The organism is Shewanella chilikensis (genome assembly GCF_037953065.1).
In the GTDB taxonomy this organism is placed as follows: Bacteria; Pseudomonadota; Gammaproteobacteria; order Enterobacterales; family Shewanellaceae; genus Shewanella; species Shewanella chilikensis.
Genome location: NZ_CP149966.1, coordinates 1,834,489 through 1,859,490, shown reverse-complemented (window position 1 = coordinate 1,859,490; position 25,002 = coordinate 1,834,489). Strand labels below are relative to the sequence as shown.

The 25,002-nt window shown below is 53.4% G+C and carries 29 protein-coding genes; 18 read left to right on the top strand and 11 right to left on the bottom strand.

The window, feature by feature from the left end:
* The first annotated feature begins 535 nt into the window (after positions 1-535).
* The 3 genes from WKR14_RS08565 to WKR14_RS08555 all read left to right on the top strand — a co-directional run bounded on the left by WKR14_RS08565 (position 536) and on the right by WKR14_RS08555 (position 4,052).
* Complete coding sequence (locus tag WKR14_RS08565; RefSeq protein WP_101056375.1) at positions 536-2,908, top strand: S8 family serine peptidase; 2,373 nt, start codon at positions 536-538, stop codon at positions 2,906-2,908.
* 187 nt (positions 2,909-3,095) lie between these two features.
* Positions 3,096-3,446: a VF530 family DNA-binding protein gene (locus WKR14_RS08560; protein WP_101053098.1), complete on the top strand. Its 351-nt coding sequence runs from the start codon at positions 3,096-3,098 to the stop codon at positions 3,444-3,446.
* A gap of 132 nt (positions 3,447-3,578) precedes the next feature.
* Positions 3,579-4,052, top strand: coding sequence for a hypothetical protein (locus WKR14_RS08555; protein ID WP_339087632.1), 474 nt, complete (start codon positions 3,579-3,581; stop codon positions 4,050-4,052).
* Here WKR14_RS08555 and WKR14_RS08550 read toward each other — a convergent pair.
* The 7 genes from WKR14_RS08550 to rssA all read right to left on the bottom strand — a co-directional run bounded on the left by WKR14_RS08550 (position 4,045) and on the right by rssA (position 10,954).
* The gene (locus WKR14_RS08550; protein WP_339087631.1) at positions 4,045-4,893 is read right to left on the bottom strand and encodes a hypothetical protein; all 849 of its coding nucleotides are present in this window, start codon (positions 4,891-4,893) and stop codon (positions 4,045-4,047) included. The two genes, WKR14_RS08555 and WKR14_RS08550, sit on opposite strands and share 8 nt — an antisense overlap.
* A 10-nt stretch (positions 4,894-4,903) precedes the next feature.
* Positions 4,904-5,521, bottom strand: coding sequence for a GTP cyclohydrolase II (gene ribA, locus WKR14_RS08545; RefSeq protein ID WP_025011143.1), 618 nt, complete (start codon positions 5,519-5,521; stop codon positions 4,904-4,906).
* Between the two features lie 168 nt (positions 5,522-5,689).
* Positions 5,690-6,046, bottom strand: a complete 357-nt coding sequence (locus tag WKR14_RS08540) for a YibL family ribosome-associated protein (RefSeq protein WP_025011144.1) — start codon at positions 6,044-6,046, stop codon at positions 5,690-5,692.
* A 150-nt stretch (positions 6,047-6,196) separates the two neighbouring features.
* A complete protein-coding gene (gene nrdG / locus WKR14_RS08535) occupies positions 6,197-6,670 on the bottom strand; it encodes an anaerobic ribonucleoside-triphosphate reductase-activating protein (RefSeq protein ID WP_101053095.1) in 474 nt (157 codons plus the stop codon).
* Positions 6,671-6,759: 89 nt separating this feature from the next.
* Positions 6,760-8,877 carry an anaerobic ribonucleoside-triphosphate reductase gene (nrdD, locus tag WKR14_RS08530; protein ID WP_101053093.1) on the bottom strand — a complete coding sequence of 706 codons (2,118 nt, stop codon included), beginning with the start codon at positions 8,875-8,877 and terminating at the stop codon, positions 6,760-6,762.
* Positions 8,878-9,086: 209 nt separating this feature from the next.
* The gene (locus WKR14_RS08525) at positions 9,087-9,830 is read right to left on the bottom strand and encodes a hypothetical protein (protein ID WP_339087630.1); all 744 of its coding nucleotides are present in this window, start codon (positions 9,828-9,830) and stop codon (positions 9,087-9,089) included.
* Between the two features lie 176 nt (positions 9,831-10,006).
* The gene (gene rssA / locus WKR14_RS08520) at positions 10,007-10,954 is read right to left on the bottom strand and encodes a patatin-like phospholipase RssA (RefSeq protein WP_101053089.1); all 948 of its coding nucleotides are present in this window, start codon (positions 10,952-10,954) and stop codon (positions 10,007-10,009) included.
* A 232-nt stretch (positions 10,955-11,186) separates the two neighbouring features.
* Between rssA and WKR14_RS08515 the strand changes: the two genes are divergently transcribed.
* From WKR14_RS08515 to map, 15 genes are all read left to right on the top strand, one after another.
* Entirely contained in the window at positions 11,187-12,542 is a 1,356-nt protein-coding gene (locus tag WKR14_RS08515; protein ID WP_101053087.1) for a DEAD/DEAH box helicase, read from the top strand.
* A gap of 47 nt (positions 12,543-12,589) precedes the next feature.
* Positions 12,590-13,027 (top strand): DUF3010 family protein, encoded by a 438-nt coding sequence (locus WKR14_RS08510; protein ID WP_101053085.1) that lies wholly within the window; start codon positions 12,590-12,592, stop codon positions 13,025-13,027.
* 4 nt (positions 13,028-13,031) lie between these two features.
* A complete protein-coding gene (locus WKR14_RS08505) occupies positions 13,032-13,541 on the top strand; it encodes a M48 family metallopeptidase (protein ID WP_101053083.1) in 510 nt (169 codons plus the stop codon).
* Between the two features lie 331 nt (positions 13,542-13,872).
* Positions 13,873-14,412 (top strand): hypothetical protein, encoded by a 540-nt coding sequence (locus WKR14_RS08500; protein WP_165564917.1) that lies wholly within the window; start codon positions 13,873-13,875, stop codon positions 14,410-14,412.
* A 100-nt stretch (positions 14,413-14,512) separates the two neighbouring features.
* Positions 14,513-14,704 (top strand): hypothetical protein, encoded by a 192-nt coding sequence (locus WKR14_RS08495; RefSeq protein WP_339087629.1) that lies wholly within the window; start codon positions 14,513-14,515, stop codon positions 14,702-14,704.
* Between the two features lie 140 nt (positions 14,705-14,844).
* Positions 14,845-15,189: a GNAT family N-acetyltransferase gene (locus WKR14_RS08490; RefSeq protein WP_101053076.1), complete on the top strand. Its 345-nt coding sequence runs from the start codon at positions 14,845-14,847 to the stop codon at positions 15,187-15,189.
* 89 nt (positions 15,190-15,278) lie between these two features.
* Positions 15,279-15,641, top strand: a complete 363-nt coding sequence (locus tag WKR14_RS08485; RefSeq protein WP_226564881.1) for an MmcQ/YjbR family DNA-binding protein — start codon at positions 15,279-15,281, stop codon at positions 15,639-15,641.
* Between the two features lie 32 nt (positions 15,642-15,673).
* Complete coding sequence (locus tag WKR14_RS08480) at positions 15,674-15,892, top strand: DUF6500 family protein (RefSeq protein ID WP_062793549.1); 219 nt, start codon at positions 15,674-15,676, stop codon at positions 15,890-15,892.
* Positions 15,893-16,047: 155 nt separating this feature from the next.
* Positions 16,048-16,494: a GNAT family N-acetyltransferase gene (locus WKR14_RS08475; RefSeq protein WP_226564883.1), complete on the top strand. Its 447-nt coding sequence runs from the start codon at positions 16,048-16,050 to the stop codon at positions 16,492-16,494.
* Positions 16,495-16,501: 7 nt separating this feature from the next.
* Positions 16,502-17,308 (top strand): hypothetical protein, encoded by an 807-nt coding sequence (locus tag WKR14_RS08470; protein ID WP_339087628.1) that lies wholly within the window; start codon positions 16,502-16,504, stop codon positions 17,306-17,308.
* A gap of 3 nt (positions 17,309-17,311) precedes the next feature.
* Positions 17,312-17,770 (top strand): hypothetical protein, encoded by a 459-nt coding sequence (locus tag WKR14_RS08465; RefSeq protein WP_071238353.1) that lies wholly within the window; start codon positions 17,312-17,314, stop codon positions 17,768-17,770.
* Between the two features lie 76 nt (positions 17,771-17,846).
* A complete protein-coding gene (locus WKR14_RS08460; RefSeq protein WP_339087627.1) occupies positions 17,847-18,536 on the top strand; it encodes a DJ-1/PfpI family protein in 690 nt (229 codons plus the stop codon).
* A gap of 121 nt (positions 18,537-18,657) precedes the next feature.
* The gene (locus WKR14_RS08455; protein ID WP_208149312.1) at positions 18,658-19,509 is read left to right on the top strand and encodes a sulfurtransferase; all 852 of its coding nucleotides are present in this window, start codon (positions 18,658-18,660) and stop codon (positions 19,507-19,509) included.
* Positions 19,510-19,914: 405 nt separating this feature from the next.
* Positions 19,915-20,121, top strand: coding sequence for a ParD-like family protein (locus WKR14_RS08450; protein WP_025010681.1), 207 nt, complete (start codon positions 19,915-19,917; stop codon positions 20,119-20,121).
* On the top strand, positions 20,114-20,896 hold the full coding sequence (map, locus tag WKR14_RS08445; protein WP_339087626.1) for a type I methionyl aminopeptidase: 783 nt from the start codon (positions 20,114-20,116) through the stop codon (positions 20,894-20,896). The genes WKR14_RS08450 and map overlap by 8 nt, the downstream gene beginning before the upstream one ends.
* 10 nt (positions 20,897-20,906) lie before the next feature.
* Here map and WKR14_RS08440 read toward each other — a convergent pair whose 3' ends face one another.
* The 4 genes from WKR14_RS08440 to WKR14_RS08425 are packed head-to-tail and all read right to left on the bottom strand — an operon-like array spanning position 20,907 to position 24,691.
* On the bottom strand, positions 20,907-22,037 hold the full coding sequence (locus WKR14_RS08440) for an ABC transporter permease (RefSeq protein WP_339087625.1): 1,131 nt from the start codon (positions 22,035-22,037) through the stop codon (positions 20,907-20,909).
* A complete protein-coding gene (locus WKR14_RS08435; RefSeq protein WP_339087624.1) occupies positions 22,027-22,986 on the bottom strand; it encodes an ABC transporter ATP-binding protein in 960 nt (319 codons plus the stop codon). Before WKR14_RS08435 ends, WKR14_RS08440 begins: the two co-directional genes overlap by 11 nt.
* A complete protein-coding gene (locus WKR14_RS08430) occupies positions 22,983-23,927 on the bottom strand; it encodes an HlyD family secretion protein (RefSeq protein WP_062793542.1) in 945 nt (314 codons plus the stop codon). The genes WKR14_RS08435 and WKR14_RS08430 overlap by 4 nt, the downstream gene beginning before the upstream one ends.
* On the bottom strand, positions 23,924-24,691 hold the full coding sequence (locus tag WKR14_RS08425) for a TetR/AcrR family transcriptional regulator (protein ID WP_144168287.1): 768 nt from the start codon (positions 24,689-24,691) through the stop codon (positions 23,924-23,926). The genes WKR14_RS08430 and WKR14_RS08425 overlap by 4 nt, the downstream gene beginning before the upstream one ends.
* Positions 24,692-25,002: the final 311 nt, after the last annotated feature.

Sequence of the window (25,002 nt, the reverse complement as noted above, 5' to 3'; positions counted from 1 at the left end):
CTGACCAGATAGCCATTAAGTACTGCGCCTCTCATGCAACAGGGCCCACTCAAGTGGGCCTTCCCATGAAACGATTAACACAAATAATCAACAATCCCCAAGATAAAATGCAAGTGTCAAAAATGCACTTTTAGTCAAAAAGTCGCCTTTACCCTATACTAAAGTCTTCTTTTCGCAACTATTGTTCTTAAAAGTAATTGCTTATATCAAATTAAAATAACAGGCTTCATTAACTTTATAAATCAATTAATTGCACCTTAATTACATATCAGATTTCAATCCATCCTCACATCGACTCTTATTCAAGCCCGGCAAAATTTCATGCAATCGGCAGTGATACACTTGGTAACATAAAACGCTTGATTGAATTTTTATTCACAAAAAGCAAAATACAACCAAGCTGAAATAGAACGCCATTCCATTAACATTTGTTTTACATGAATTTTTCGTGACGGTAGATTGCAAAAGGGTCATTTCAGTGAATGCTGAAGTGTCCGAGGACAATAAACCAAGATCAGATACACGGAAGACAAGTATGAAAAAAATAACAAATAAACAGTTGGCCCTGAGTCTGTCCATGCTGGCCCTGGCAGTCTCTGCCGGTGTTCATGGCGCACCTTTCAAACCTCAAGCCAATGATCTGTCACAGCAGTCGCCCCTGCCCAAGCGCTATATCGTTAAGTTCAAGGACAACAACGGCCTGCAAACCATGAGTGGTCAAAGCGAACTGAATCAGGTATTCGGCCAGCACAGAGCGCTTAACGGCGTTAAGGCTCGCGAAATGAAGCGCATAGGTCGCAGCCACAGCTACAGCGTCAAGTTGGATAACCCAGGACTCAAGGCGCTGCGTGCCCGCACCGATGTGGAATATATCGAAGAAGATATGCCCCGCCGCTTGTTGAGTGAAACCACGCCCTGGGGGCAAACCTATGTCGGCGCGACTCAGTTGGCCGATAACCTCAGCGGTAATCGCACCATATGTATCATAGACTCAGGCTATGATCGTGCTCACCAGGATCTCAGTGGCAACAATGTCACAGGTACCAACAACTCGGGCACCGGAAACTGGTTCGAGCCGGGCAATAACAATGCCCACGGAACTCACGTTGCCGGCACCATAGCCGCCATAGCCAACAATGAAGGCGTGGTTGGGGTGATGCCGAATCAGAACGCCAATATCCATGTGATCAAGGTATTCAACGAGTCAGGTTGGGGTTACTCCTCTTCACTGGTATCCGCCGTGGATACCTGCGTCGACAATGGCGCCAATGTGGTCACCATGAGCCTGGGTGGCTCAGGATCCAGCACCACTGAGCGCAATGCCATGACCAACCACTTTAACAATGGCGTGCTCTTGATTGCCGCGGCCGGTAACGATGGCAACAACACCCACAGCTACCCGGCTTCCTATGATGCGGTAATGTCGGTGGCCTCGGTCGACAGCAACAAAGACCATTCGGCCTTCTCCCAGTACACCAATCAGGTCGAAATCTCCGGCCCGGGTGAAGCAATCCTCTCAACCGTGACTCGCGGCGAAGGACGTCTGGCTGATATTGTCATTGCCGGTCAGTCGCTGTTTGCCGAAGGGGTGGTGCCTCACAACCGCTTTGTACCATCGGGCAGCAACTATGTGCCCTCACCCATCAGCGCCAGTGCCAGCGGCGAACTGGCCGAGTGTGACACCAGCGCTGGCAGCTACAACTGCGGCAATATGACGGGCAAAGTCTGTTTGGTGCAACGTCTGGAAAACCAAGGTGCCGGTTATCCCGAGATCAATGCGGTTCGCGCCTGTAACAACGCCGGTGCTGCAGCGACTATTGTCTACTCCAACAGCACTCTGCCCGGATTGCAAAACCCCTTCCTGGTTGACTCAAACACTGAATTGACCAAGGCTTCTGTGTCTGTAGACCGTGAAACCGGTCTGGCGCTACGTAACCAAATCGGTCAGCAGGCCAGCGTATCCAACACCACCGGCGAAGACTATGAGTACTACAACGGTACTTCCATGGCGACGCCACACGTATCCGGCGTCGCAACTCTGGTATGGAGCTATCACACTGAGTGTAGTGCCGCCCAGGTGCGTCAGGCGCTGAAAGCCACCGCCGAAGATCTGGATGTCCCCGGTCGTGACGATCGCACCGGCTATGGTTTGGTCAATGCCGTGGCTGCCAAGGAATATCTGGATGCCTCCTGTAATGGCCCGAGCGATCCCGGCACGCCAAGCGATGGTCAGTTGGAAAACGGTGTGGCAGTCAACAACCTAAGCGGTGCCAAAGACGATGAACTGCACTTCTTCCTCGATGTGCCAGCCGGCGCTTCCAACCTGAGCTTCAACCTGAGTGGCGGCACAGGTGATGCCGACCTTTACATGCAGTACGGCGCGGCTCCAACCACCAGCAGCTTTGATTGTCGCCCCTGGAAAGGCGGCAACACTGAAAGCTGTTCGGTCAACAGTCCTCAAGCCGGTACTTACTATGTGATGGTTCGCGGTTACAGCAGCTTCAGCGGTGCCAGCCTGGTGGCTAGCTACACAGGCTCAAGCAGCACCAATCCAGGTGGCGGCGCAGCGAGCTACACCAATGGTGATAATGCCAATATTCCCGACAACAACAGCACAGGTATTACCAGCCCCATCAGTGTCAGCCGCAGCGGTGATTCGGGTGTGGTCACTGTAGATGTCAGCATAGTGCACCCTTACATTGGCGATCTGCAGGTTGAACTGCACAGCCCCAATGGCCAGATTGCCGTGCTGCACGACAACACAGGCAAAGGCACCGACAATATCATCCAGAGCTATTCGGTCGATATGACAGGTGTCGAGTCCAGTGGTACCTGGCTGCTCAAGGCCGTCGACTCGGGTCGCCGTGACCTAGGCTACATCGACAACTGGTCACTGCACTTTAAATAATCTCTCTTTCAAGGGGCCGCTACGGCCCCTTTTTCCTCTCTCGATGGTTTCCCTTGGCTAAAGATCTGCCGAGCATGTATCTGCCGGACAGTTTGACGCAACTTTTTCAACCTTTTTGCAAGGCATTTGAAAAGCTTCTCGGTTATACTGGCGCCGCTTTTATAACACCAGCTACCAAGGCCCATTGATGACAGCTTCCAATTCCCCTCAAGCCAACAAAGATCCCCTGCACGGCCTGACCCTCAAGGCGATACTCACAGAAATGGTGGAACAGTACGGCTTTGATGGTCTGGCACAAAGGATAAGAGTGCGCTGCTTCAGCCATGATCCCAGCATTAAGTCGAGTCTAACCTTTTTGCGAAAAACCCAATGGGCCAGGGAAAAACTGGAACGCCTCTATCTGACCAGCAAGGGCTTGCCCATTCCGCCTCACCTGCTGGGCAGTTCAACCCCGGCAACACGGGAAAAACCGGCCCAAAAAACCTGTGCCGACAAGCCTCAGACCAATGCCCATATCTGGGGCAAAAAAACTGACTAACCCGGCCCTGATACAACACGCAACCCGCTATATTTTTAACCAATTTTGCTTCAAAGCTGCTAAAGTTCTTCCCCTTGTAGCCGATAAGTCGTTATCGACTATCAGCACGAACAGATGCCGCCAGGGAGTTTAATGATGAACATTGCAGGCTTAGGTCAAATCGCCACTCAGGGAACCGGTTCCCGCAGCCTGAGTGAAGTCACTGTGGTCGCCAAGGGCACAGCCAAGAAAAGCACTGCCACAAGTTCGGACAGCCAGGATAAAGTGAATATCTCTTCTGCCGGCCGCAAGGCGCTGGCGGATGATGTGGGTGGTCAATTGCACCGAAATAATTCGGCGCAAACCTCAGAAGCGCAGGAAGCCGCCGAGGAAGATACCTCGGGTATGTCTGAAATTGACAAGAAGATTAAGGAACTGCAGAACAAACTCAAGGAGTTGCAACAGGAGTTGCAGCAGCTAAATGGCGATGACTCTGAAGCCGCCGAGATAAAGCGTAAACTGCTGCAAGATCAGATAGCCGCCGTCAGTGGCCAATTGGTCGCCTTAATCAAAGAGAAAACTCACCAGGACAAGAACACCGCCACTGAGGGCTCAGCCCTCAGATAGGCATGCTGAACAGCAGGCGCCAGATCTCCAGCCCGTCACCACTTCGGTAACTGATCCCCAATCTGTCTATGCCAAGCACTGGCTTGGCAAGGGCCAGGGTGGCACCCAACTCAATACTGCCGGACACCAAGGTATCCTGGTTGAGATCGCCGGCAAACTGTAACTGGTCAAAATACCAATAACCCAAAGCAAACACCCTGGGCTGCATCTGTAGCCCCTGCCAGGACCAGTGATAAGGCAAGCCGATATCCACTCCGGTTTGCAATACGGAAAAGCTCTGACTGATGCTGAACGCCCGTTCACTGTAGGCGGCAAATTTCAGTCGAGTCACCCACAAAGAATCTGCCCGCCACAACTCAAAAGAGCGCAAGCCACTGATGCCGGCTGCCATGATGGCGACATTACCACCTTGGTCGAAATTACTGCCAAAACCGAGATCGCCATAGGCCTCCATGCGCCAGTTTTCATCCAGACGCCAACGCTTTTCAAAGCCTGGGGTCACGGTCAAGGTACCAACACTGGAAGGCAATTCGAACTCACCGGCATCTTCAAGGCTATAGTTGAAAAAGCCTGCAGAGATAGGCAGGCGCAGCAAGAACTCCGTGTCCTCACTCTGCTCCAGCGTAAAGTCCAGCGGTAAGCTGATGACGGTAGCATCCTGTTCGGACGCGCGATAGACCCCGCTGCCCAGATAACTGCCAAAGGCATAGTGGGAGTTGTCCGGCGGCCGAGCGTGGCTGGGAGACTCTTGGGCAAAGATTGGCGCGGCAAGTAGCAAAAGCCCCAGGGAAGACACACTCAATAAACCAACTTGGGTCGATGCTTTCCCCGGTGACTTCATCTTTGCCGACTCAGTCCTGATGACCTTCGGTGAAATGATACTCAGACATCATATGGCCAAGCTCAGTAGACTTGGTCTTGAGGTAGGCTTCGTTATAGCGGTTTTTGCCAACCTGCAGCGGCACCCGCTCGACAACTTCCATGCCGACATCTTTCATCGCCTGCACCTTGCGCGGATTATTGGTCATCAACCTCACCTTATGAACGCCAATTTTTTCCAGCATGGGCGCAATCATATCGTACTTGCGCATATCAGCCGGAAAGCCCAGGCGCTCATTGGCTTCCACTGTATTGGCGCCATCGTCCTGCAGCTCGTAGGCTCGAATTTTGTTCAACAGCCCTATGCCACGACCTTCCTGACGCAGGTAGAGAATAAAGCCCTGACCGGCTTCGGCGACATTTTGCATCGCGGTCTGCAGTTGAAAGCCACAGTCGCAGCGCAGGCTGAACAGGGCATCTCCGGTGAGACATTCCGAATGGATCCGTCCCAGCATGGGTTTATCGGCTTGGAGCTCACCAAAAGTCAGCGCCACATGCTCTTTACCGGTTTCAGTATCCTCGAAACCATGCATGGCAAACACCCCCCAAGGGGTTGGCAATTTGGCGGTGGCGATAAATTTAATAGACATGAATTAACCTTAACGACTGCTCTCATTCCCTGAGACGGTTAACATCCTTCAAAATCAAGATAATAGTGAAGCGCGCTCAGTACTCAGGCCGGTCATTTTATGCGTTTTTACCACCGACCGGAATACCCAAGTGAATTCATTGGTTATTATCTGCTGTCACGGCGGCAGTTAAAATGCCTTGGGTGCAAACCCGGTAACGGCAGTAATACCCATCTCTCTACCCAAAGCTGTCATAGGATGCACAACGACCAACCCCCGGACAGACTTCTTGAGTTTGCCCATGTCGGCCTGTTCGGCTTTGGTGAGTTCGCGGCTAAAAGGCAGATCGCGAATAGACTGCCCCTGTTTGCCAAGCTGCCGACTCTGCTGCCCCTTGATGGCTGCAATCCGCTTGTTGACGGCGGCGATTTCCCGCTGAAACTGGGCAATGATAGGACCATCGCCACGTTGCTCTGCGGCAGCCAATTTACGGCGATACTGATCCAGCTTATCGTTGAGCTGTTGCAGCTCCTGCTTCAAATTCATTCTGTTACCTTACAAAATCCCGGCACCTGAGAATGGACGGCCTGGTTGCCGTAAATGTGCCGGACAGAAGTATAACAGCAACTCAAGCTCAGGTGACGGGGTTTTTTAGCAGGGAAAAGCAATTGTGTTAACCAGTTTTCACTTTTGTACTTATTGAGGGTCTTTGAGCAGGTGTATCACCTGATTGGCCGAACCACGAAACTTCAATGAGGGGTCCGCTTGCTCCTGCATGAATTTGCCATCCACCAACACATGAACAAGCCCGAGCAATTCCCGCTGCGCCGGACTGAGCTCATCGAGACGATAACCAGTCCAGAGCCAGACATCCTTTCCCGGGCATTCGTCCCGCACCCGCAGCAGCAAGGCCTTGATGGCGTCAAGATTGCCTGGAAATAGTGGGTCACCGCCGGAGAGTGACAGGCCCCTTCTCGGGATCCGGCTATCATTGAGATCGGCAATAATCCTGTCAGACATCGCCTGGTCGAAAGAATGCCCGGAGCGGGGATCCCAGGTTGACTGGTTATAACAGCCCCGGCACTGATGTTCACAACCGGAAACAAACAAGGTTACCCGGGTGCCCGGTCCATTGACCACATCCACGGGGTAATACTGATGATAGTTCATAGCTATATCCACAAGGCGCCCCTCGGGGCGCCTTTATTTAGGGAAAGAGGCAAAAATCCAAGCGTAAGTACACAGAGTACTGTTTTACGTTAGAGATGCTTAACCCGACGCTTGACCTCTTCCTGCTTACCGTGGTTGAAGGGTCTGGCATCCGGGCTGCCGAGATAACCGCAAACCCTGCGGGTCACAGACACCCGGCTGGGCTCATGGTTGCCACATTTGGGACAGGTAAAGCCCTTGCTGGTACAGATAAACTCACCGGTAAAACCACAGTCGTAACACTCATCTATCGGTGTGTTGGTTCCATAGTAAGGCACCCGGCTGTAACTGTAGTCCCAGACATTCTCAAGCGCTTCCAGGTTGTGCTGCATATTCGGGTACTCGCCGTAGCAGATGAACCCCCCATTGGCGAGCTCAGGATACGGCTGTTCGAAGTCGAGTTTGTCGTAAGGATTCACCTTCTTCTCTACATCCAGGTGGAAACTATTGGTGTAATAGCCCTTGTCGGTGACCCCATCAACCAGGCCAAAACGCTTGGCATCCAGCTTGGCAAAACGGCTGCACAGGCTCTCGCTCGGTGTGCTGTAGAGGCTGAAACCATAACCGGTTTCCTCTTTCCAACGCACTGTGGCCGCCTTGAGGTGAGCCACTATGGCAACCGCTTTCTGCCTCAATGCTTCATCGTCAAACACATGGGTGTCTGTGCCATAAAGCGCATTGATTGTCTCATGCAGACCAATGTAGCCCAGAGAAATGGAAGCACGGCCGTTTTTGAAGATTTCGGCAATGTTGTCATCACCGCGCAGACGCACGCCGCAAGCCCCTTCCATATAGAGAATGGGCGCCACTCTGGCCTTGACGTTGGCCAGACGTTCGATGCGGGTATCCAATGCCTTGCGGGCCATCTCCAGCCTTTGATCCAAAATGCGATAAAACTCGGCTTCATCGCCCTTGGCCTCCAGCGCCACCCTCGGCAAGTTCAGGCTGACTACACCTAAGTTGTTGCGACCTTCATGCAGCAGTTCACCGTTTTCCTCATAGGTGCCAAGGAAACTGCGACAACCCATAGGAGTCTTGAATGAGCCAGTAACCTTGACCACCTGCTCATAGTTGAGAATGTCCGGATACATGCGAATGCTGGCACACTCGAGCGCCAACTGCTTGATATCGTAGTTGCAGTCACCGGCCTTGTGGTTGATACCATCACGAATGGCAAATACCAACTTGGGGAAAACCGCTGTCTTGCGGTTCTTGCCAAGGCCTTCCATACGGATCCGCAAAATAGACTCTTGGATCAGCCGTGACTCCCAGCTGGTACCCAAACCGAAACCGAAGGTAACAAAAGGCGTCTGACCATTAGCGGTATGCAGGGTATTGACCTCATATTCCAGCGACTGGAAGGCGTCGTGACACTCTTTCTTGGTTTGCTCTGTGGCAAACGCCTTGGCATCGGTAATCCCCCACTTGAGCGCCGTTTGATAATGCTTGTCGTAGCTCTTGGCCACAAAGGGGGCCAACACTTCATCTATGCGGTTGATTGTAGTGCCGCCATAAATATGGCTGGCGACCTGGGCGATGATCTGCGCGGTAACTGCAGTGGCAGTAGAGATGGATTTTGGCGTTTCAATCTCGGCATTGCCCATCTTGAACCCTTGGGTCAACATGCCACCGAGATCGATCAGCATACAGTTGAACATAGGGAAGAAAGGCGAATAGTCGAGATCGTGATAATGGATCTCACCGGCCTCATGGGCGGCAACCACATCCTTGGGCAGGATATGATGTTTGGCATAATGTTTGGCGACAATACCGGCCAGGAGATCTCTCTGGGTGGGGATCACCTTGGAGTCTTTATTGGCATTTTCGTTGAGCAGGGTCGCGTTGCTCTGCTCGACCAGGCCGCGGATCTCCAGATTCAGTCGGCTGCTGGATTCACGGCAGATATCTCTGTCATGACGATATTCGATGTAGCTACGGGCCACTTGCTTGTACGGCCCTTCCATCAACAGGTTTTCGACCCTGTCCTGCAACTCCTGGATATTGACCTCGGCCTTGTCGGTTACCGCCTGGGTGACCAACGCTGCAACTGTGGCCGCATAGTCTGCATCTTCTATACCGCAGTGGCTAGAGGCTGCCAGCACCGCATCCCTTATCCTTGTTTCGTCGAACTGAGTACGGCACCCGTCCCGCTTAATCACTACCGGCATTTCTTTAATCTCCATGTTGTTTATTTAACACCATATATAGTGGTGTTTTATTAACCAAGCACTATATGTGGAGATTAAGCGACAAATCGCTCTTCAATACCATGATCTGGATCATGGTATTGAAGAGGATGAACAACACTATGGGATTAGTGCCGACGAGCACAACTTGTAGAGATTTTTCCCTTGACCGAGCTCCAAACGGCCGCTAGTCAGTATCTCTTTACCAAGGCCAGATAACTGTTGATTTGCCCACTGCCCTGCTGCTGGCTGCCCATAGCTGCGGCGGTGCGCATCAACGCGCTGACACCACTGAGCCGGGACAAGAGTTGAGGCTCTTGCTGTGCGGAATCGGCCTTGACCGCTGGCTTGCTGCTGTTGCCATTGTCGCTCTTGGCGGTTTGGTTTTCGCCCTTGAGCACGGCATCCAACTGAGCCGCCACCTTATTGGCCGCCAAAGAGCTCGATGGGGTATACATCATCCCCATATTACCCATCAAGCTATCAGCTCCCTCAAGTGCGTTGAGCAAAGGGCTTTGGCTGGCCTGTTGTCTGAGCAGACCAATCTGGCCTTGAATAAATTCCTTTAGACTGACGTTATCCTTGGTATCGACTCCCATCAGGCCACTGCCCTGTAATTTGGCCATCTGACTCTCAGACAACAGCCCTTCGTCGCCGAGGCGCGCCAACAGCTTGGGTAAATCGGCACTGCTGAACTGGCCTGAGCCAAAAAACTTCTTGGCCAACTCCTGCAGCCGCGCGGCTCTTTTGCCATCGTTGGAGAGGGATATGCTGTCCTGCCTTATGTTTGCCGAGGCTGAGCCCTGGCTTTTGTTGTCACTGACAGTTTCAGTGTCGACAACCGAGAGGCCGCTGCCGCTGGTCAAACGATTGTTGACGCCATAGGCATCGACCCCGGACAATCTGGGATCCACAGAGGAATGGATAGGCTGCATGTCAGTTTTCCGTCATATTGGCGTCCAACTGGTTGTTTTTAAGACAAGATTGCTTGGAAAATGTCAAAAAAACGCCCTTGAAGCGCCTTGATGCTGATGATGTGCTGACTATGCAGAAAGTGTGCCCACACCGCAGAAAATGTGCCCATACCAAGCATTAACAAAAAGCGCCTGCTTCAGAGACGCCCCAACGCCGCATCAATCAGATGCGAGGCCTGCTGCACCGCCTTCTCCCCGGCGGCAATGGCTTCACTGGCACGGTGAAACTCCATAGTGCCTATGTCAGACACCTTTGGCACGATACAGATATCCGGTGGATCCCCCATCAAGCGCGCGCGCTTGTGGCGCTGCTCCAGAATATCCATCGACTGTGACATCACAGCCAACATGCCGGGTTCGGCCTTATTGCCGAGGGAGAACTTGTCGGTCAGGCCGGAAATATAATCCTTGCCCTTGGCCAACAGATCCATAAAACCACTCTCAGAGGAGTGTTCCGCCACTTTGCTCTGCAATGAAGGTTCTTCGCTATTGAGCGCCACCGGCAATACTTGCAGTTGCTCACGCCTGTGACCATGCAAATCGACGCCTATCACCAAACTTGCACCCATAGCTCTGGCCACAGACACGGGAATGGGATTCACCACAGCGCCATCCACCAGCCAGCGATGCCCCTGACGCACCGGCGACATGATCCCCGGCATGGAACAGGAAGCTCTGACGGCTTGGCGTAAATCCCCCTGACGGAACCAGATCTCCTGCCCTGAGTAGAGGTCGGTTGACACAGCAGTAAAAGGATACTTAAGTTCTTCAATCAGGAGATCACCGATGCGATCTTGAATGGCACTGAATACCTTATCACCACTGATGAGTCCGCCCTTGCCCCAACTAATATCCATCAACCCCAACACATCCCAGCTGGAAAAACTGCGTACCCAGTCTTCCAGCTCTTCGAGACGCTCATTGGCATAGGCCGCACCGACCAGGGCGCCTATGGATGAACCGGCCACCTTATCTGGCTGTACTCCCATGGCTGCCAAGCCTTTGAGTACACCTATGTGGGCCCATCCTTTGGCGGCACCGCTTCCCAGCGCGATACCGATACAAGGGTTATGACTCTGCGTCATCCTCTCTCCTTTATATTTTTCTACCAGTCACGCAGCCTAAGCTTAGACAGCCAAGGCAGCATACACCCGAAGCCAGTACTGCTCCAGATTTTATCCGGCAGGACTCCCGCCACCCACTTGCGACTTTTTTGAACAAAAGTCGCTGCTGTTTCGACACTCCTTTGACTAAATGCATGCCCAGCGCCGTAAAAGCCGTTATAATGTGCGGTCGTTTTTATTGAGGAGTTCACCTTTGCATTTTTCCGATTTTTCGCTGGATCAGCGTCTGCTGCAAACCCTTAAGCATATGGGTATCGATGAGCCTACCGAAATTCAGCGTGAAGCGATTCCCGTGGCGCTGGCCGGGAAAGACCTGATGGCCTCATCCAAGACGGGCTCGGGAAAGACCTTGGCCTTTTTGTTGCCGGCAATGCAAAGGGTGATCTCCACCAAGGCGCTCAGTAAGCGTGATCCCAGGGTACTGATACTCCTGCCGACCCGTGAGCTGGCCAACCAGGTCTACGCCCAGCTGCGTCTGTTGGTTGCCAATACCCAATATCGAGCCATCAGTGTGCTTGGCGGAGAAAACTTCAACGATCAGGCCAAGGCGCTGGCGCGGGATCCGCATTTTATCGTCGCCACCCCGGGGCGGATTGCCGATCACCTGTCACAACGCCATCTGTATCTGGAAGGGCTGGAACTGCTTATTCTTGACGAAGCCGACCGCATGCTGGATCTGGGCTTTGCCCCGCAACTCAAGGCAATCAACGACGCCGCCAACCATAGACGACGGCAGACCCTGATGTTCTCGGCCACTCTGGAACATGAAGAGGTCAATGATATCGCCGCCACCTTGCTCAATGACCCACAGCATGTGGCCATTGGCGCCGCCAATGCAGAGCATCAGGACATACATCAGCGTATTTTCCTCTGTGACCATCTGGATCATAAAGAGGCGCTGCTGATTGAACTGCTAAAGCGCGAGCAACAGCGCCAGGTGATCATCTTCACCGCCACCCGCCAGGATACCGACAGACTGGCCGAAAAGCTCAAGCAAGAAGGCTACAGCGCCGTGGCGCTCAGTGGTGAACTGCGCCAAAGTGCCCGTAACCAGATAATGGATCAGTTCAGCCGTGGCCAGCAGCAAATTCTGGTGACAACCGACGTGGCCTCCCGCGGTCTGGATCTGGTGAATGTCTCCTTGGTGGTCAACTTCGACATGCCCAAGTTTGCCGAAGAATATGTCCACCGTATCGGCCGTACCGGCCGCGCCGGCGCCAAGGGCGATGCCCTGTCTCTGGTGGGCCCCAAGGACTGGTTCAACTTCAAAAAGGTGCAGAGCTTTCTCGGTCGCCGCTTCGAGTTCAGTTCCCTGGAGGGGCTCGAACCCAAATTCAGTGGCCTGGCCGATCCCAAGCGCCAGAGCAGCAAACCCAAGAATACCAAGGCCAGCAAGCCCAAAGGACGCAGCAAGACAGCGGCTAAACCGGGCAAGGCCAAGTCCGGCAGAGACAAGCGCTTTATTACCGGGGTGGATGTGGGCGATGCCCCTATGAGACGTAAACCCGCTCCGGTAGATAACGGCAATGAAAGCGGCTCCGAATCATAAGATTAACATTAGCCGCCGGTGCGGCATGATGAACTACAAGGAATACCATGAAAGTTTGTGCTGTTGAATTAAAAGGCGGCGAAGCCGTCATCTGTTTACTGAGCGCCCAGGGGGACGTATTCAACGTTCCTGATTGCCGCCGTCACTCATTTACCTTGAGCAACCCTGCCAGCCAGGAAGCAATTCGGGAATTCCAATTCGCCTTCAATAAACTGATGGAAGATTATCAGGTCGAACACGTCGTGATTATTGAGCGCGAATACAAGGGTAAGCTGGCCGGCACCTCTGTCAGCTTCAAGTTCGAGGCGGCCATTCAACTGGGTAAGTTACCGGTAACAATGCTGACACCTCAAAGCATTAAAGAGCAGCTGAAACGCAATCCACCGCAAGTGGACTTCAGCGGCCTGGAGCTGAAAAAGTTCCAGCAAAACGCCTTTGACGCCGCGTACGCCTTCCAGCAGATGCGGATCTACAAGAAGGTCTAAGCCCTTGAACGGTTTTGATTATCTGGCCCACTACAGCGACGAGATAAAACAACAGGTTCAGCAGCTCAGCCAAGCTGGCAAACTGGCTGAATACCTGACAAAACGTCATCCTGAATTACACCAGATCCGCAGTGATAAAGCGCTTTGGGACTATACCCAGGCGCTGAAACAAACTTATCTGCGTCAATCAAACCCGCTCGCCAAAGTGTGTTTTGACGACAAAATCAGCCTCAGCCATCAGGCGCTGGGGCTGCATACCTACGCCGCCCGTAAGCAAGGGCACAAACTCAAGACCAAGAATGAAATCCGTATCTCCTCCCGCCTGAAACGGGCACCCGAAGCCTTCTTGCGGATGTTGGTGGTACATGAACTGGCGCATCTGAAGGAAAAAGAGCACAACAAAGCCTTCTACAAGCTGTGCACCTATATGGAACCGGACTATCATCAGTTGGAATTTGAGTTGCGACTTTACCTCAGTCTTCTGGACGCCAATCAAGACCCTTATCCTGCTTGAATCCCCTCCAGATCCTCAAACAATAGCGGTTAATTGCCAGAGCCGTCGTTCCTTGTTTTTGGAAGCGATAGTGACTCTATGACATTGTGACGCTATGACAAAGCAAATACATGTAGCGGAAAGTCACAGTGATTGACGAAGCAAGGGTTACTCTGCTTCGAATGCCGTCGAATTTATTTATTTTGATATCTATAAACCTGCTTATCTGCTGATAAAGAAGCTTGGCAAGCTATCATTTTTATGGCTAACTTAGCGACGCACTAATAACAGATGGACGCGGTGCCAACATCAAAAAAACATTATAAATATCGTATTAAAGGGAATAATAATTATGATAAGAAGGATTTTAACAGTCCTTGGGGTAATATTTTTTATTAACGCTTGTGCCAGTATTCCACTCGGCACCATGCTCAGCCTGAGTTCTTTCGATGAGCAGGATTTTGCCGAATTAAACCCGCGAGTTATCAGATCGCAAATCCTCATCGATGAACCGGGTAAACTCAAGATTGATGCCACTGAACTGACCCTGGAACTGGATACCAGCCAAGGAATATCCCGGTATAGTTTCCCACTCAAATTGGAGTCTACTCAAGTTATCCCCCAAAATGAGGGCCTCTTCAGCAGCAGTCCAGCACAAAACCATTATCAATTGGCACTCACTGATACGGCAATAAACAGTTTCCAGCAAGTACAAACATTGATAAATACCGAGACACCTACCCAATATAGTTTTTCCATTGATGCAGGTCTTGATGAGATGAGCAAGCCAGTGAAGGAAATTACTTTGTCGGTTATGATCAAACTGACCGAAGAGCAGGGATATCTGACCTTGATAGATAACGCGACACTGAACCTTAAGCAGCAGCCTTGAGCTTGAGCAACAACCTTGAGCATAAAACGACAACAGCCTTAACCCAGGATTTAATTAACACTGAATCCAAAGCAACCAACAACAACTCAGGGAAATCGGTATGCAGATTGACCTTTTACAGCAAGTTGATGACGACCTGCAAAATGAGCTTATCGACAAGCTCAGAACCTATAATCACAGCTATATGGGCAAGGAAGGTGGAAATAAGTCCTCGTGGTACTCTGGCTTGCACAGCAATTGGTGTTCAAGGCATCTGACTGAAGGCATGCCGGGGCCTGTCGAAGTCGGATAACGCCGAAAGCCGGTTGCTGTGAAAGCCCCGAAGGGCGTGGCTTACAGACCCGCCTGCTGTGTTGTGCTTCTTGCAAAGGATTAGCCATTTGCTGCGAACCACGCCTTGCATCCAGGTCCGTAAGCCGACGCAGAGTACCCATGGGGCTTGTTCCCACCTTCCTTAGTCAACCTCTGGCCGCCATCGCCCGCGACTCCAAGGGGCAACTCATTGGTGGCGTGAGTGGCCGCAGCATCTATCGCCAGTTGCTGATTGAGGTGGTTTGGGTCGCGAAGGAGCATAGAGGTTCAGGTCTTGGCAGCCGCTTAATGGCTCTGTGCGAGCAAGAGGCAATCAAACGGGGGTGCCTGGCTGCGCAGCTCGACACTTTGTCGTTTCAGGCGCCGGCATTTTATGCCAAACAAGGGTTTGAAGTTGTCGGCTCGGTCAGCGGAATTCCCGGCAGTCCGGACAGGTATTTTATGTGTAAACGCTTCAATGGCTGAAGGCCAGGCTGCGACATGCCCTTCCCCATCAACAAAACGTCGACTGAAGCCGGTATTATCATACTCCCCCCAAAATGACAGAGGACGCCATGACACTGACACAACTCAAGAATCTGTTACAGCAATGCCCCAACGCCACTGCCGACTACCCTTTTGGTCCTGAGGCCAGAGTCTATAAGGTCATGGGTAAGATGTTTGCTCTGCTGGCCGAGCAGGAAACGCCCCCTAGGGTGACACTCAAGGCCAAGCCAGCCGACGTGCAGGCACTGATCGATAGCTTTGAGGCGATAGTGCCCGGCTATTACATGAATAAGCAGCATTGGTTCACGCTAACCTTGAATGGTGAGGTCAACGAGGATATGCTCCGTGACCTGATTGAGGCATCCTACGCCCTGGTTGTCAGTAAACTGACCAAGGCGCAACAAGCCCAGTTGCAACAGCAAAACACCTAAAAATGATTTTTCAGATTGAGGGAACAATCGAGATGCGTGCCAGCCTGCGACAAAAAGTTATCCATATTTGCCAGCAAAAAATCGCCCAGAAGGGCGAGAATGTTGGCGTCTCCTTCTATGCCTTCTTTGCCAACAAGAATGATGATCCCGAGTTGCTCATGGAGGCCGCTACCTGGTGGATCCAGACCCACAAACTGGATCACTTTGAGAAGGCCCGCAAAATTCTGCAAATGGTGCAAGCCGGGCAATAACTTCAGGGGCTGAGTAGCGCTAACCAGCACCTAATTAAGCCCATGGATATAAACCATGCAACTGCAGAAAGCACCGGGGAAAGATGAGCGCATCCTGCTCGGCCTGGCTCTCAAAGAGCACCACAACCCGACCCTGGATTGGAAAACCACAAGATATGAACATTGAAACCCCGTCCAGTGCCGACTTTGCTGAGCTGCTGCAAGTCTGGGAAGATTCAGTGCGCGCCACCCACGACTTTATCAGCGAAGCCGATATCGCCTTTTTCAAGCCGCTGATCCTCGATAAGGCCTTCCCGGCGGGGACGCTCAGATGTATACGAGATGAGGCCAAAGCCATTGTCGGCTTTCTGGGCGTAGCAGACGACAAGATAGAGATGCTGTTTGTTCACAGCCGGGCTCGCGGCCAAGGCGTAGGCAGTGCCCTGCTCAAGCATGCCATCGAAGACCTCGGCGCCAACTTGGTCGATGTCAATGAGCAAAACCCACAGGCGGTCGGATTCTACCGGCATCAAGGCTTTAAACAAATCTCCCGCTCGGCACTCGATGCCATGGGTAAGCCCTTCCCTATTTTGCATCTGGCACTTGATACCTCAAAAGGATAACTGATTGATGTCCAAGGAAGATGAGTTAAACAAAAAATATCGCGCTCTGCCCCGCGGCGCCCGTTGGCACTTAAAGCTGGATGCCGATGGACGAGCCTACTTTATTGGCAGACAGCAAACCCTGGCTACAATCTGGGGCTTAATCATGCTGGTTCCCCTGTCGGCCTCAAGTTTAATGGCTGTGGTGCTGACAGGTAAATCACAGGTATTTCATGCCGTCTCGGCCTTGCTGTTGTTAACTCTGGCAACTGGCTGTTTGGGGGTGAGAAGGCGTTGGCTGTTTGACCCCAAAAGCGCTGAGATTCAAGAATACACTGGCTGGTGGCGTATAAAAGCCAAGCCCCGCAAAACCCTGCCCTACAGTCAACTATCTATTCATATTACCCCACTGGCGCAAACGCCCAATGGGGTGCAGCTGGTGCTGCTCGGACAGCGCCACACCCTGACAGATATGGCTGAAGCGCTGACATTGATAGGCTTTTTGCGCGGCTGCGCCGGCCCGCTTGCAGTCAATGAACTTGAAGTTTATGAACTTGAAGTTTATGAACTTGAAGTTTATGAAAAAGTCACTGCCTGGCCCGAGTTGAAAGCCGTGCCCTTTGACACAGCTCCAAGCGACTCGGCGCCCGAGGCCGAGAGCCAGGCCGCAAAATCCCCCCATACCGAAACCAAGCCTCTGAAAGCCGCGACTCAAACTGGCCAATCCAGCAGTCAGTACCGGCCCATTTGGGAGCAACACCTGATGTGGAAACTGGCACTGCCGCTGCCGCTTTTTGCCCTGCTCGGACTGCTACTGACACGCTTAGGGAGCTGAGCCATGGCGCACTGGAACAAGTACTCCTCACAAAGGGCCGAGTTGGTGTTTGGCCGCTGGACCTGGTTAATCGGCCTGCCGCTGGCGGCGCTGACTTTGGCACAGGTGTATTTCGGGCTTAACCCTGAACTGCTGCTCGGTTGGGCCATGGGGGCAACACTCGGCTGGCACGCGTTGTTCTGTCGCCATAAAATCTTGATAGACAAAGATACCTGTGTGCTGGTGCACAGTATTCGCAGTATCTACCCCATAGGGCAACTCAAGGTGCCACTGGCCGAAATCAGCGGATTTTGCCTCTGCCCCCACTTCGGCGAGCCCAGATACTGGGACTTGATCTTGATGCTCAAGGATGGTCAGAGAGTGACCCTGCTGAGACGTAAGAGCAAGGCCGCAATGCAGGAGCTGGGTAAAGAGCTGGCCGATGTCAGCGGCCTGGCCTATGACGAAGAGTTCAGAGACTGAATCCCGGCTTGCATTGGCATTGAATAACATTCCTGAAGAACCTAATTGTCAAACTGATACCAGACAAGGAGGCTGTATGTCTGTTTATACTTCACCAAACGCTCAAACCCCGAGCGCCAGCTATGGGCCAACGGACAAGAAACCCACTATCGCCATAGTGGCTTTCGATGAATTTACCGATATCGATCTGTTTTTGATGTGGGACATATTGGGCCGCATCCAGAATGATTGGCAGGTCAAGCTGCTCGGCAGCAGCAAAAGTCACAAATCGGCATTGGGTCTTGAGATTGAGATGCAGGGCCATATTCGCGAAGCCAACCAGGCTGATGCCGTGCTGTTTATCAGCGGCAAACAGGGGATCCCGCTGGCGCTGCAAGACCCGGACTTTATCAATACTTTTGGGTTGGATCCCAACAAGCAACTGCTCGGCTCTATCTGCGCCGGTTCCTTTATCCTGCAAAGATTGGGGTTACTGGATTGCCGCGCGGCCACCACGCATCCGGATGCCAAAACGGCATTGCAAAAGACAGGTGCCGAAGTACTGGATGAACCTTTGGTGATAAGAGGCAACATAGCTACCGCCGGTGGCTGCCTGTCGGCCATGTATCTGTGTGCCTGGCTGGCCGAACGCCTGCTCGGTGAAGAGAAGCGCCGGGAAATGCTAAGGGAGCTGTTGCCCGCCGGACAACAGCCACAGTTTGAGGCCATTATTGATGCCAGCCTGCAAAGTGCTGCCGAGGCTGCAATCCAAACCGCATGCCAATAACTATTGAGAATAATCGCCTATAGAGGTTCTGTGGCAATAACAGCTTGAGAAATCCGTAGCGCTCCAGTAATTTGGGCCAAGTTTCATTGCTTGGTGCCGTTACCGAGCTTAAGGAGTCGAGATGCAATCTGCACTGGTAAGCAGCGAGTGGTTGGCCGCTCATCTTTCTGATCCCAAGTTGGTCATTTTGGATGCCAGCATGGACAAGGTGATAGGCCGCGAGCCGATAGTCTACGATGAGCCCTGCTTTATTGCCGGTGCCCGGCGGCTGGATCTGGAGCGGGAGTGCACAGATCTGCAGTCCAGTGAATTACACGCTCTGCCGAGTCAGGCCCAGTTTACAGAACTGGTGCAGCGGCTTGGCATCGACCAGGACAGTACTGTCGTCATCTATGACAACCAGGGCATCTACTCATCACCCCGGGGCTGGTGGTGTTTCAAGGTCATGGGCTTTGAGCAGGTGTTTGTTCTCGACGGCGGTCTGCCCAAATGGCTCAAAGAGCAGCGCCCCTGTGCCGACAAGTTAGCGACCGAGTTTCCGCGCGGTAACGCCTGTGGGCAATATCAAGCGGAAAAGGTCTGTAACGCCCCCCAGGTATTGGATACCCTGGCAGGCAAGCAGGCCATGATACTGGATGCCAGGGCCAGTTCACGCTTTCTCGGCCAGAGTCCCGAACCCAGAGAAGGCGTGCGCAGCGGCCATATTCCCGGCGCCGTGAATCTGCCGTTTGCCGAAGTGCTGGATGGCGACAGCCTGAAACCTCAGCCGGCACTGGAGCAGATTTTTCTTCATCTGGGTGCCATGGATGCCAGACGCAGCGGCAAACCTTTGATCTTCAGTTGCGGCTCAGGGATCACCGCCTGTATTTTGATCCTGGCGGCCTATCAGGTACGCCTCGATGCCCTGATACTCTACGATGGCTCCTGGGCCGACTGGGGCAGCAAGGCCCATCTGCCGCTGGCAACAAATTAAGCCTCGCTTGCCTTTGAACAAAAGCATTCTGAGCAAAACGGCTAAGACCAAAGCCGTTATAAACCAAAGCGGTTAAAAATCAGGGCAGTTAAAAACCAGCTCTCACTTTCAGCCTAACTGAGACGAGCAGCAAACGGTTCTCTAGCTTCACCTTCACCCTCGAGCTCAATCTCAAGCCTGCTTCCCCAAGCAGGCTTTTTAACGTCATAGTCGCCCACCAGCTTGCCCCTGCAAAAGAGAGCCAAGGCTGCTGCTTATGCTTGCCCAAAGAACTGCCTTAAACCCTTTTCTGACAACGCCACACTTTCTTAAGGCGCCGCAATCTTTCAACCAACATGCTTTTCTTTCACCGCCACAAAGTATACGATTCATATATGTTTTATATATAAAGTGTATTTTTAGCATATGGGAATTATCAAGATCTCCGATGAACTCCATGAGGAGCTGCGCAAGGCCAGCGGCCTAATGGCGCGCTCCATCAACGCCCAGGCGGAATTTTGGATCAAGATGGGCATGCTGGCCGAGCTTAACCCCGACCGGAGTTTCAATGAGCTGATGGCCGAGCTGTATCAGCGGGAAGCCATTAAGGTACCTGGAGCGCAAAATGCTTGATCAAAAAAGAAAAATTCATTTAAAAACCGCGACTGAAGCCGATCTGATGCGCCGCTCAGGCGCCCTGATTGCCAAGGTATTTGCCATGTTGGACGACTTTGTTGTTCCCGGCATCTCGACCATGGCCATCAACGACAGAGTAGAAGACTTTATCGTCAACGAGCTTAAGGCGCGCCCGGCCAGCAAGGGCCAATACGGCTATGCCTATGTGCTCAACAGTTCGGTCAATGAAGTCGTGTGTCACGGGGTTCCGTCAGAGCAGCAGTTGCTGAAGGCCAGCGATATTGTCAATCTGGATATTACCCTCGAAAAGGATGGTTTTATTGCCGACTCCAGCAAGATGTACCTGATGCCACAGGCATCGCCTTTGGCCAAACGCCTGGTACAGGCCACTTATGAAGCCATGTGGCGAGGGATCAAGATGGTCAGGCCCGGTGCCCGCCTCGGGGATATTGGCCATGCGATTCAGCAGTATGCCGAATCCCAGGGCTACAGTGTGGTCAGGGAATATTGTGGTCATGGCATAGGGCGGGAGATGCACGAAGAGCCCCAGGTACTGCACTATGGCCGCGCCGCCAGCGGCCTGGAACTGCGAGCCGGTATGTGTTTTACCATAGAGCCGATGATCAACCAGGGCGGCGCCAAAATAAAGACCAAGAAAGATGGCTGGACAGTAGTGACCCGGGATAAAAAACTCTCGGCCCAGTGGGAGCACACCATACTGGTGACAGATACCGGCTATGAAGTGTTGACCCTCAGAGATGAAGAGCGCTGAACCACAGCGCTCATCCCAAACGCTTACGGAACCTCAATGAAGCGAGCAATACGCCTCCCAGGGTGAACGCCCCCAGCCAAAAGGCATCTTTAGCCAACATCAGGATATCGGCCTCATGCAGGACTATGGCGCGCACCATACGCATAAAGTGGGTCGCCGGCAGCGCTTCGGCAATCCACTGCGCCGCAATTGGCATAGCTTCGTAAGGAAACATAAAGCCTGACAACAGAATAGAGGGCAACAGGATAAATACCGTCAGCTGCATCGCCTGCAATTGGGTCTTGGCAATGGTGCTGATCACCAGGCCCAGGCTGAGGCTGGCAAAGATAAACAGTAAAGAGGCCAGCAACAAGCTGTCCAGACCACCGCGCACCGGCACACCGAACAGGAAGTGGCCCACGCTGAGGATAATACTCACCTGAATAAGCCCCACCAGCACATAGGGGATGATTTTCCCCACCATCAGCTCCATGGGTTTGACCGGGGTGGTGATCAGAAACTCCATATTGCCCTGCTCTCTTTCCCTGACAATGGCGGCAGAGGTGAACATGATCATTGTCATGGTCAAAATCACCGCCAGCAAGCCGGGCACTATGTTAACCACAGTGCGCTGCTCCGGGTTGAAATACTGCACCACCTCAAAACTTGGCACCCGGCTTTGGCTGCTGAAACCGGCCACTTCATCCAGCGGCATGCTTCTCAGGCTACGAATCGCGGCGGCGATAACCGTATCCGAGCCATCCACCAGCCACTGGGCCACGGGCCGGGTAAGCTGGCTGTCGCTTTGACGACGGTCGAAGGCTGGATGATTCACCAGCCGGGCATTGAGATCCGCCGGCAAATAGAGCACGGCGCGCACTTCTCCCGAGGTGATGGCCGCCTCGGCCTGTTCGATAGAGGCATATTTTGCCTTGAAGTCCACCACTTGGGTGGCCTTTACCGCCTGCACCAAGGCCCGGCTATAGCTGCTGGCGGATATATCCACCAATCCGGCGGGCAGATGCCTGGCATCGGTATTGATGGCGTAGCCAAACAGCAGCAACTGCACCAGAGGGATCATCACTATCATGCCGAAGGTCATCCTATCCCGCGACAGCTGCCTGAGCTCCTTGAGCATGATTGCCAATATCCTAGCCCACATGTCGACCTCCGGTGCAGGATACAAACACATCTTCGAGACTGGGCCGCGCCATGGCGAGCTTGCGCCCATCGCAATAGGGGCTGAGAAAGGCGATGGGATCTGTGGCATCACGCCGCACCAACACCCTGAGCCGGGTGCCTACCTGAGCGGCTGAAACAACCTCTGGCAAGGCCACCAACTGCTGCTTGAGCGTCCTTAGCTGCTCACCGCTCACTTCCACCACGCTGGCGCCCATCTGCTGCATCAATTCGGCCGGGGAACCATCGGCCCGCTTGGCGCCGCGCTCAAGGATTGCCAATGCATGGCAGCGCTCTGCCTCGTCCATGTAGTGGGTTGACACCAAAATAGTGGTCCCAGCGGCGCAGAGATCGAACAGCCGCTCCCAAAACTCGCGGCGGTTTTCCGGATCGACCGCCGAGGTGGGTTCATCGAGAAACAACAGCTCGGGGGAGTGCAGTGTGGCGCAGGCCAGTGCCAGACGCTGCTTCTGACCACCACTCATGGAGCCGGCCAACTGAGACTCCCTGCCCTCCAGGCTATATAGATGCAGTAGCTCTTCAATGCGCGCCTTGCCGCGGCGGCCGAACAAGCCATAAATACTGGCGACAAATCTGAGGTTCTCCAGCACAGACAGATTATCGTAGAGAGAGAACTTCTGGGTCATATAACCTATACGTTGCTTGAGCGCCTCTTCGTTACCGGCAAGCGGTTCTCCCAATACGGTCACCTCACCGGCATCCGGCAACAACAGGCCGGTAAGCAGCCGAATCGCAGTGGACTTGCCGCAACCGTTGGGGCCGAGAAAGCCGTAAATACTGCCACGGGGAATGGCGAGACTGAGATTATCCACCGCGGTCAACTCACCAAAACGCCGGGTCAGTCCGTGAGCTTCAATGGCCAGGGTAGTTTGAATGGCCGAAGAAGCACCGGCATCAGCTGACTGAGTCATGGCAGTCGTACCTCCAGCGCCAGCCCTGAGGGCAGAGACTCGGCGCCCTCGACATCGATATCCGTCAGATACATCAATCTGGCACGATCACGCTCATTAAGGGCATAAAACGGGGTAAATGCCGGTTGGGAACGGATATTTCTGACAGTGCCCTTGAGCGGCTGCTCCACCCCATCGACCCAGACCTCCAGCTTGTCGCCACGGGAAAGCTTACTGATGGCCGTTTGCGGCAAATAGACTCTGGCATAGGGTTTATCCAGTGCCAAAAGTGCGACAAGTTGAGTGCCCTGAGCCACTCGATCGCCCCTCTTCCAGGGCAATATGTCCACCTCTGATGCCAGCGGCGCCCTGAGGCTGAGGTCGTCCAAGGCTTTCTCCTCGGCCTTGAGCGCCGCCGCTGCGGCTGCCACTCTGGCTTCGGCCTGAGCCAGTTGTTCGCTGCGGGTACCGTTTTCCAGTTGCAACCATTGTTCATTGGCCTGCTCGACCAAGGCCTTGGTGTGATCCCGCTCGGCGATGGCCGCATCCAGCTCCGCCTGCCCCACCACTTTGGCGGCAAACAGCTCGCGGGTGCGCTGATATCTGAGTCTGGCTTCGGTCGCGGCTGCCGTTGCCGCCTCTATGGCGGCTCTGGCCGCCCGCCGCTCTTCTACCCTGGCGCCTTGTTGCAGCTCATCAAGCCTGGCGCCGGCCTCGGCCAATTCGGCGCGGCGCTGTGCCACTCTGGCTGCCGCGCTGCGGCTGTCCAATTGCAGCAACAACTGCCCCGCCTCGACCTTGTCACCCTCGGCCACATGGATATCGGCTATCTGCTCGGCAACGGGGGCTGAAAGCTGGATACGATCCCGCTCCAGAGTGCCCATGGCGCGGCTTTCGCCGTTGTCGCCACAAGCTTGCAACAGCAATAGTGTCGCTGTCAGTATCAGGGATATCTTGTTCATTGGGGTTCCTCACTGCCTGGGTTGGCGGCAATATCCTGGCGCAATAAGCCTTGATGCAGGACTTTGGCATTGTGCTCTGCCAGCTGTTTGAGCCAGGTTTCGTTCAATTCGACGCCGAAGTCCCGCATCAGATGGGCCGGGGCGATCAGCGGAAACACCATCAGGCTGACAAAACTCAGCCGCGCCAAGGTAGGGTCCAGGTTGGGATTAAGGCCGTGATCTTGCCCAAGCTGGCGGATCCACAGCTTCGAGCGGCTGAGCATGTCACTGAATACACTGGCAAGGGCATCGAAGGCTTCACTGCCTTCTCTGTGATTCAATACCTGGATGATAAGCCCGGGCAAGGCCGGGTTGGCAGCCATGGCGCGGTAATAGACCTGCATCAGCTCAAATGGTCCGCCAAAACCTGACTCGGGCCTTTTCTTGCTCGAATCAAGACTCATCTTGCTCGGCTCAAGGCGGCTATTGTTGGGCTCAGGGCTGTTTGCAGAGCCCTCAGAGGTAGATTGGTGACTTTGCGCGGCATTGTAGTGTTTGAAAGCTTCCAGCACAGGAGCGATGGTGTCTCTGACCATGGCCTCAAACAGGCCTGCCTTGGAGCCGAAGTAATAACGGATCATCGCCGCATCCACTCCCGCCTTGCGCGCCAGCTCTCGGGTGGAAACCCGCTCATAGCCCTTCAGGGTAAAGCAGCTACGCGCGGCTTCTATCAAAGCATCCCTGGCCCCTGAATGGCCTTTAGGACGACCGGCTGTGGCTTTCATCCCCTGCTCCTCAAAAATTCCTCTTGTGATGAATATACTCAGTTTAGTGCTTATATGGCAGTGAGTTAATTCTCCATTCATGCCTATGTTGAGGAATTTAGTCGGCCCAGTTCAGAGGATATTTGAGCAAGCTTGCTCCGCCGTATTAGGAAAGTGCTTCTTGCAAAGCACTAGGGCCATTTGCTGCGAACCAGGCCTTGCTCCCAGGCCTGTAAGCCGACGCAAAGCACACATGGCACTTGTTCGCACCTTCCTTAGGCTCCCGCCCTTTGCCTCACCGCCGACTGAATTAACTCAGTCACTCTTTTGCA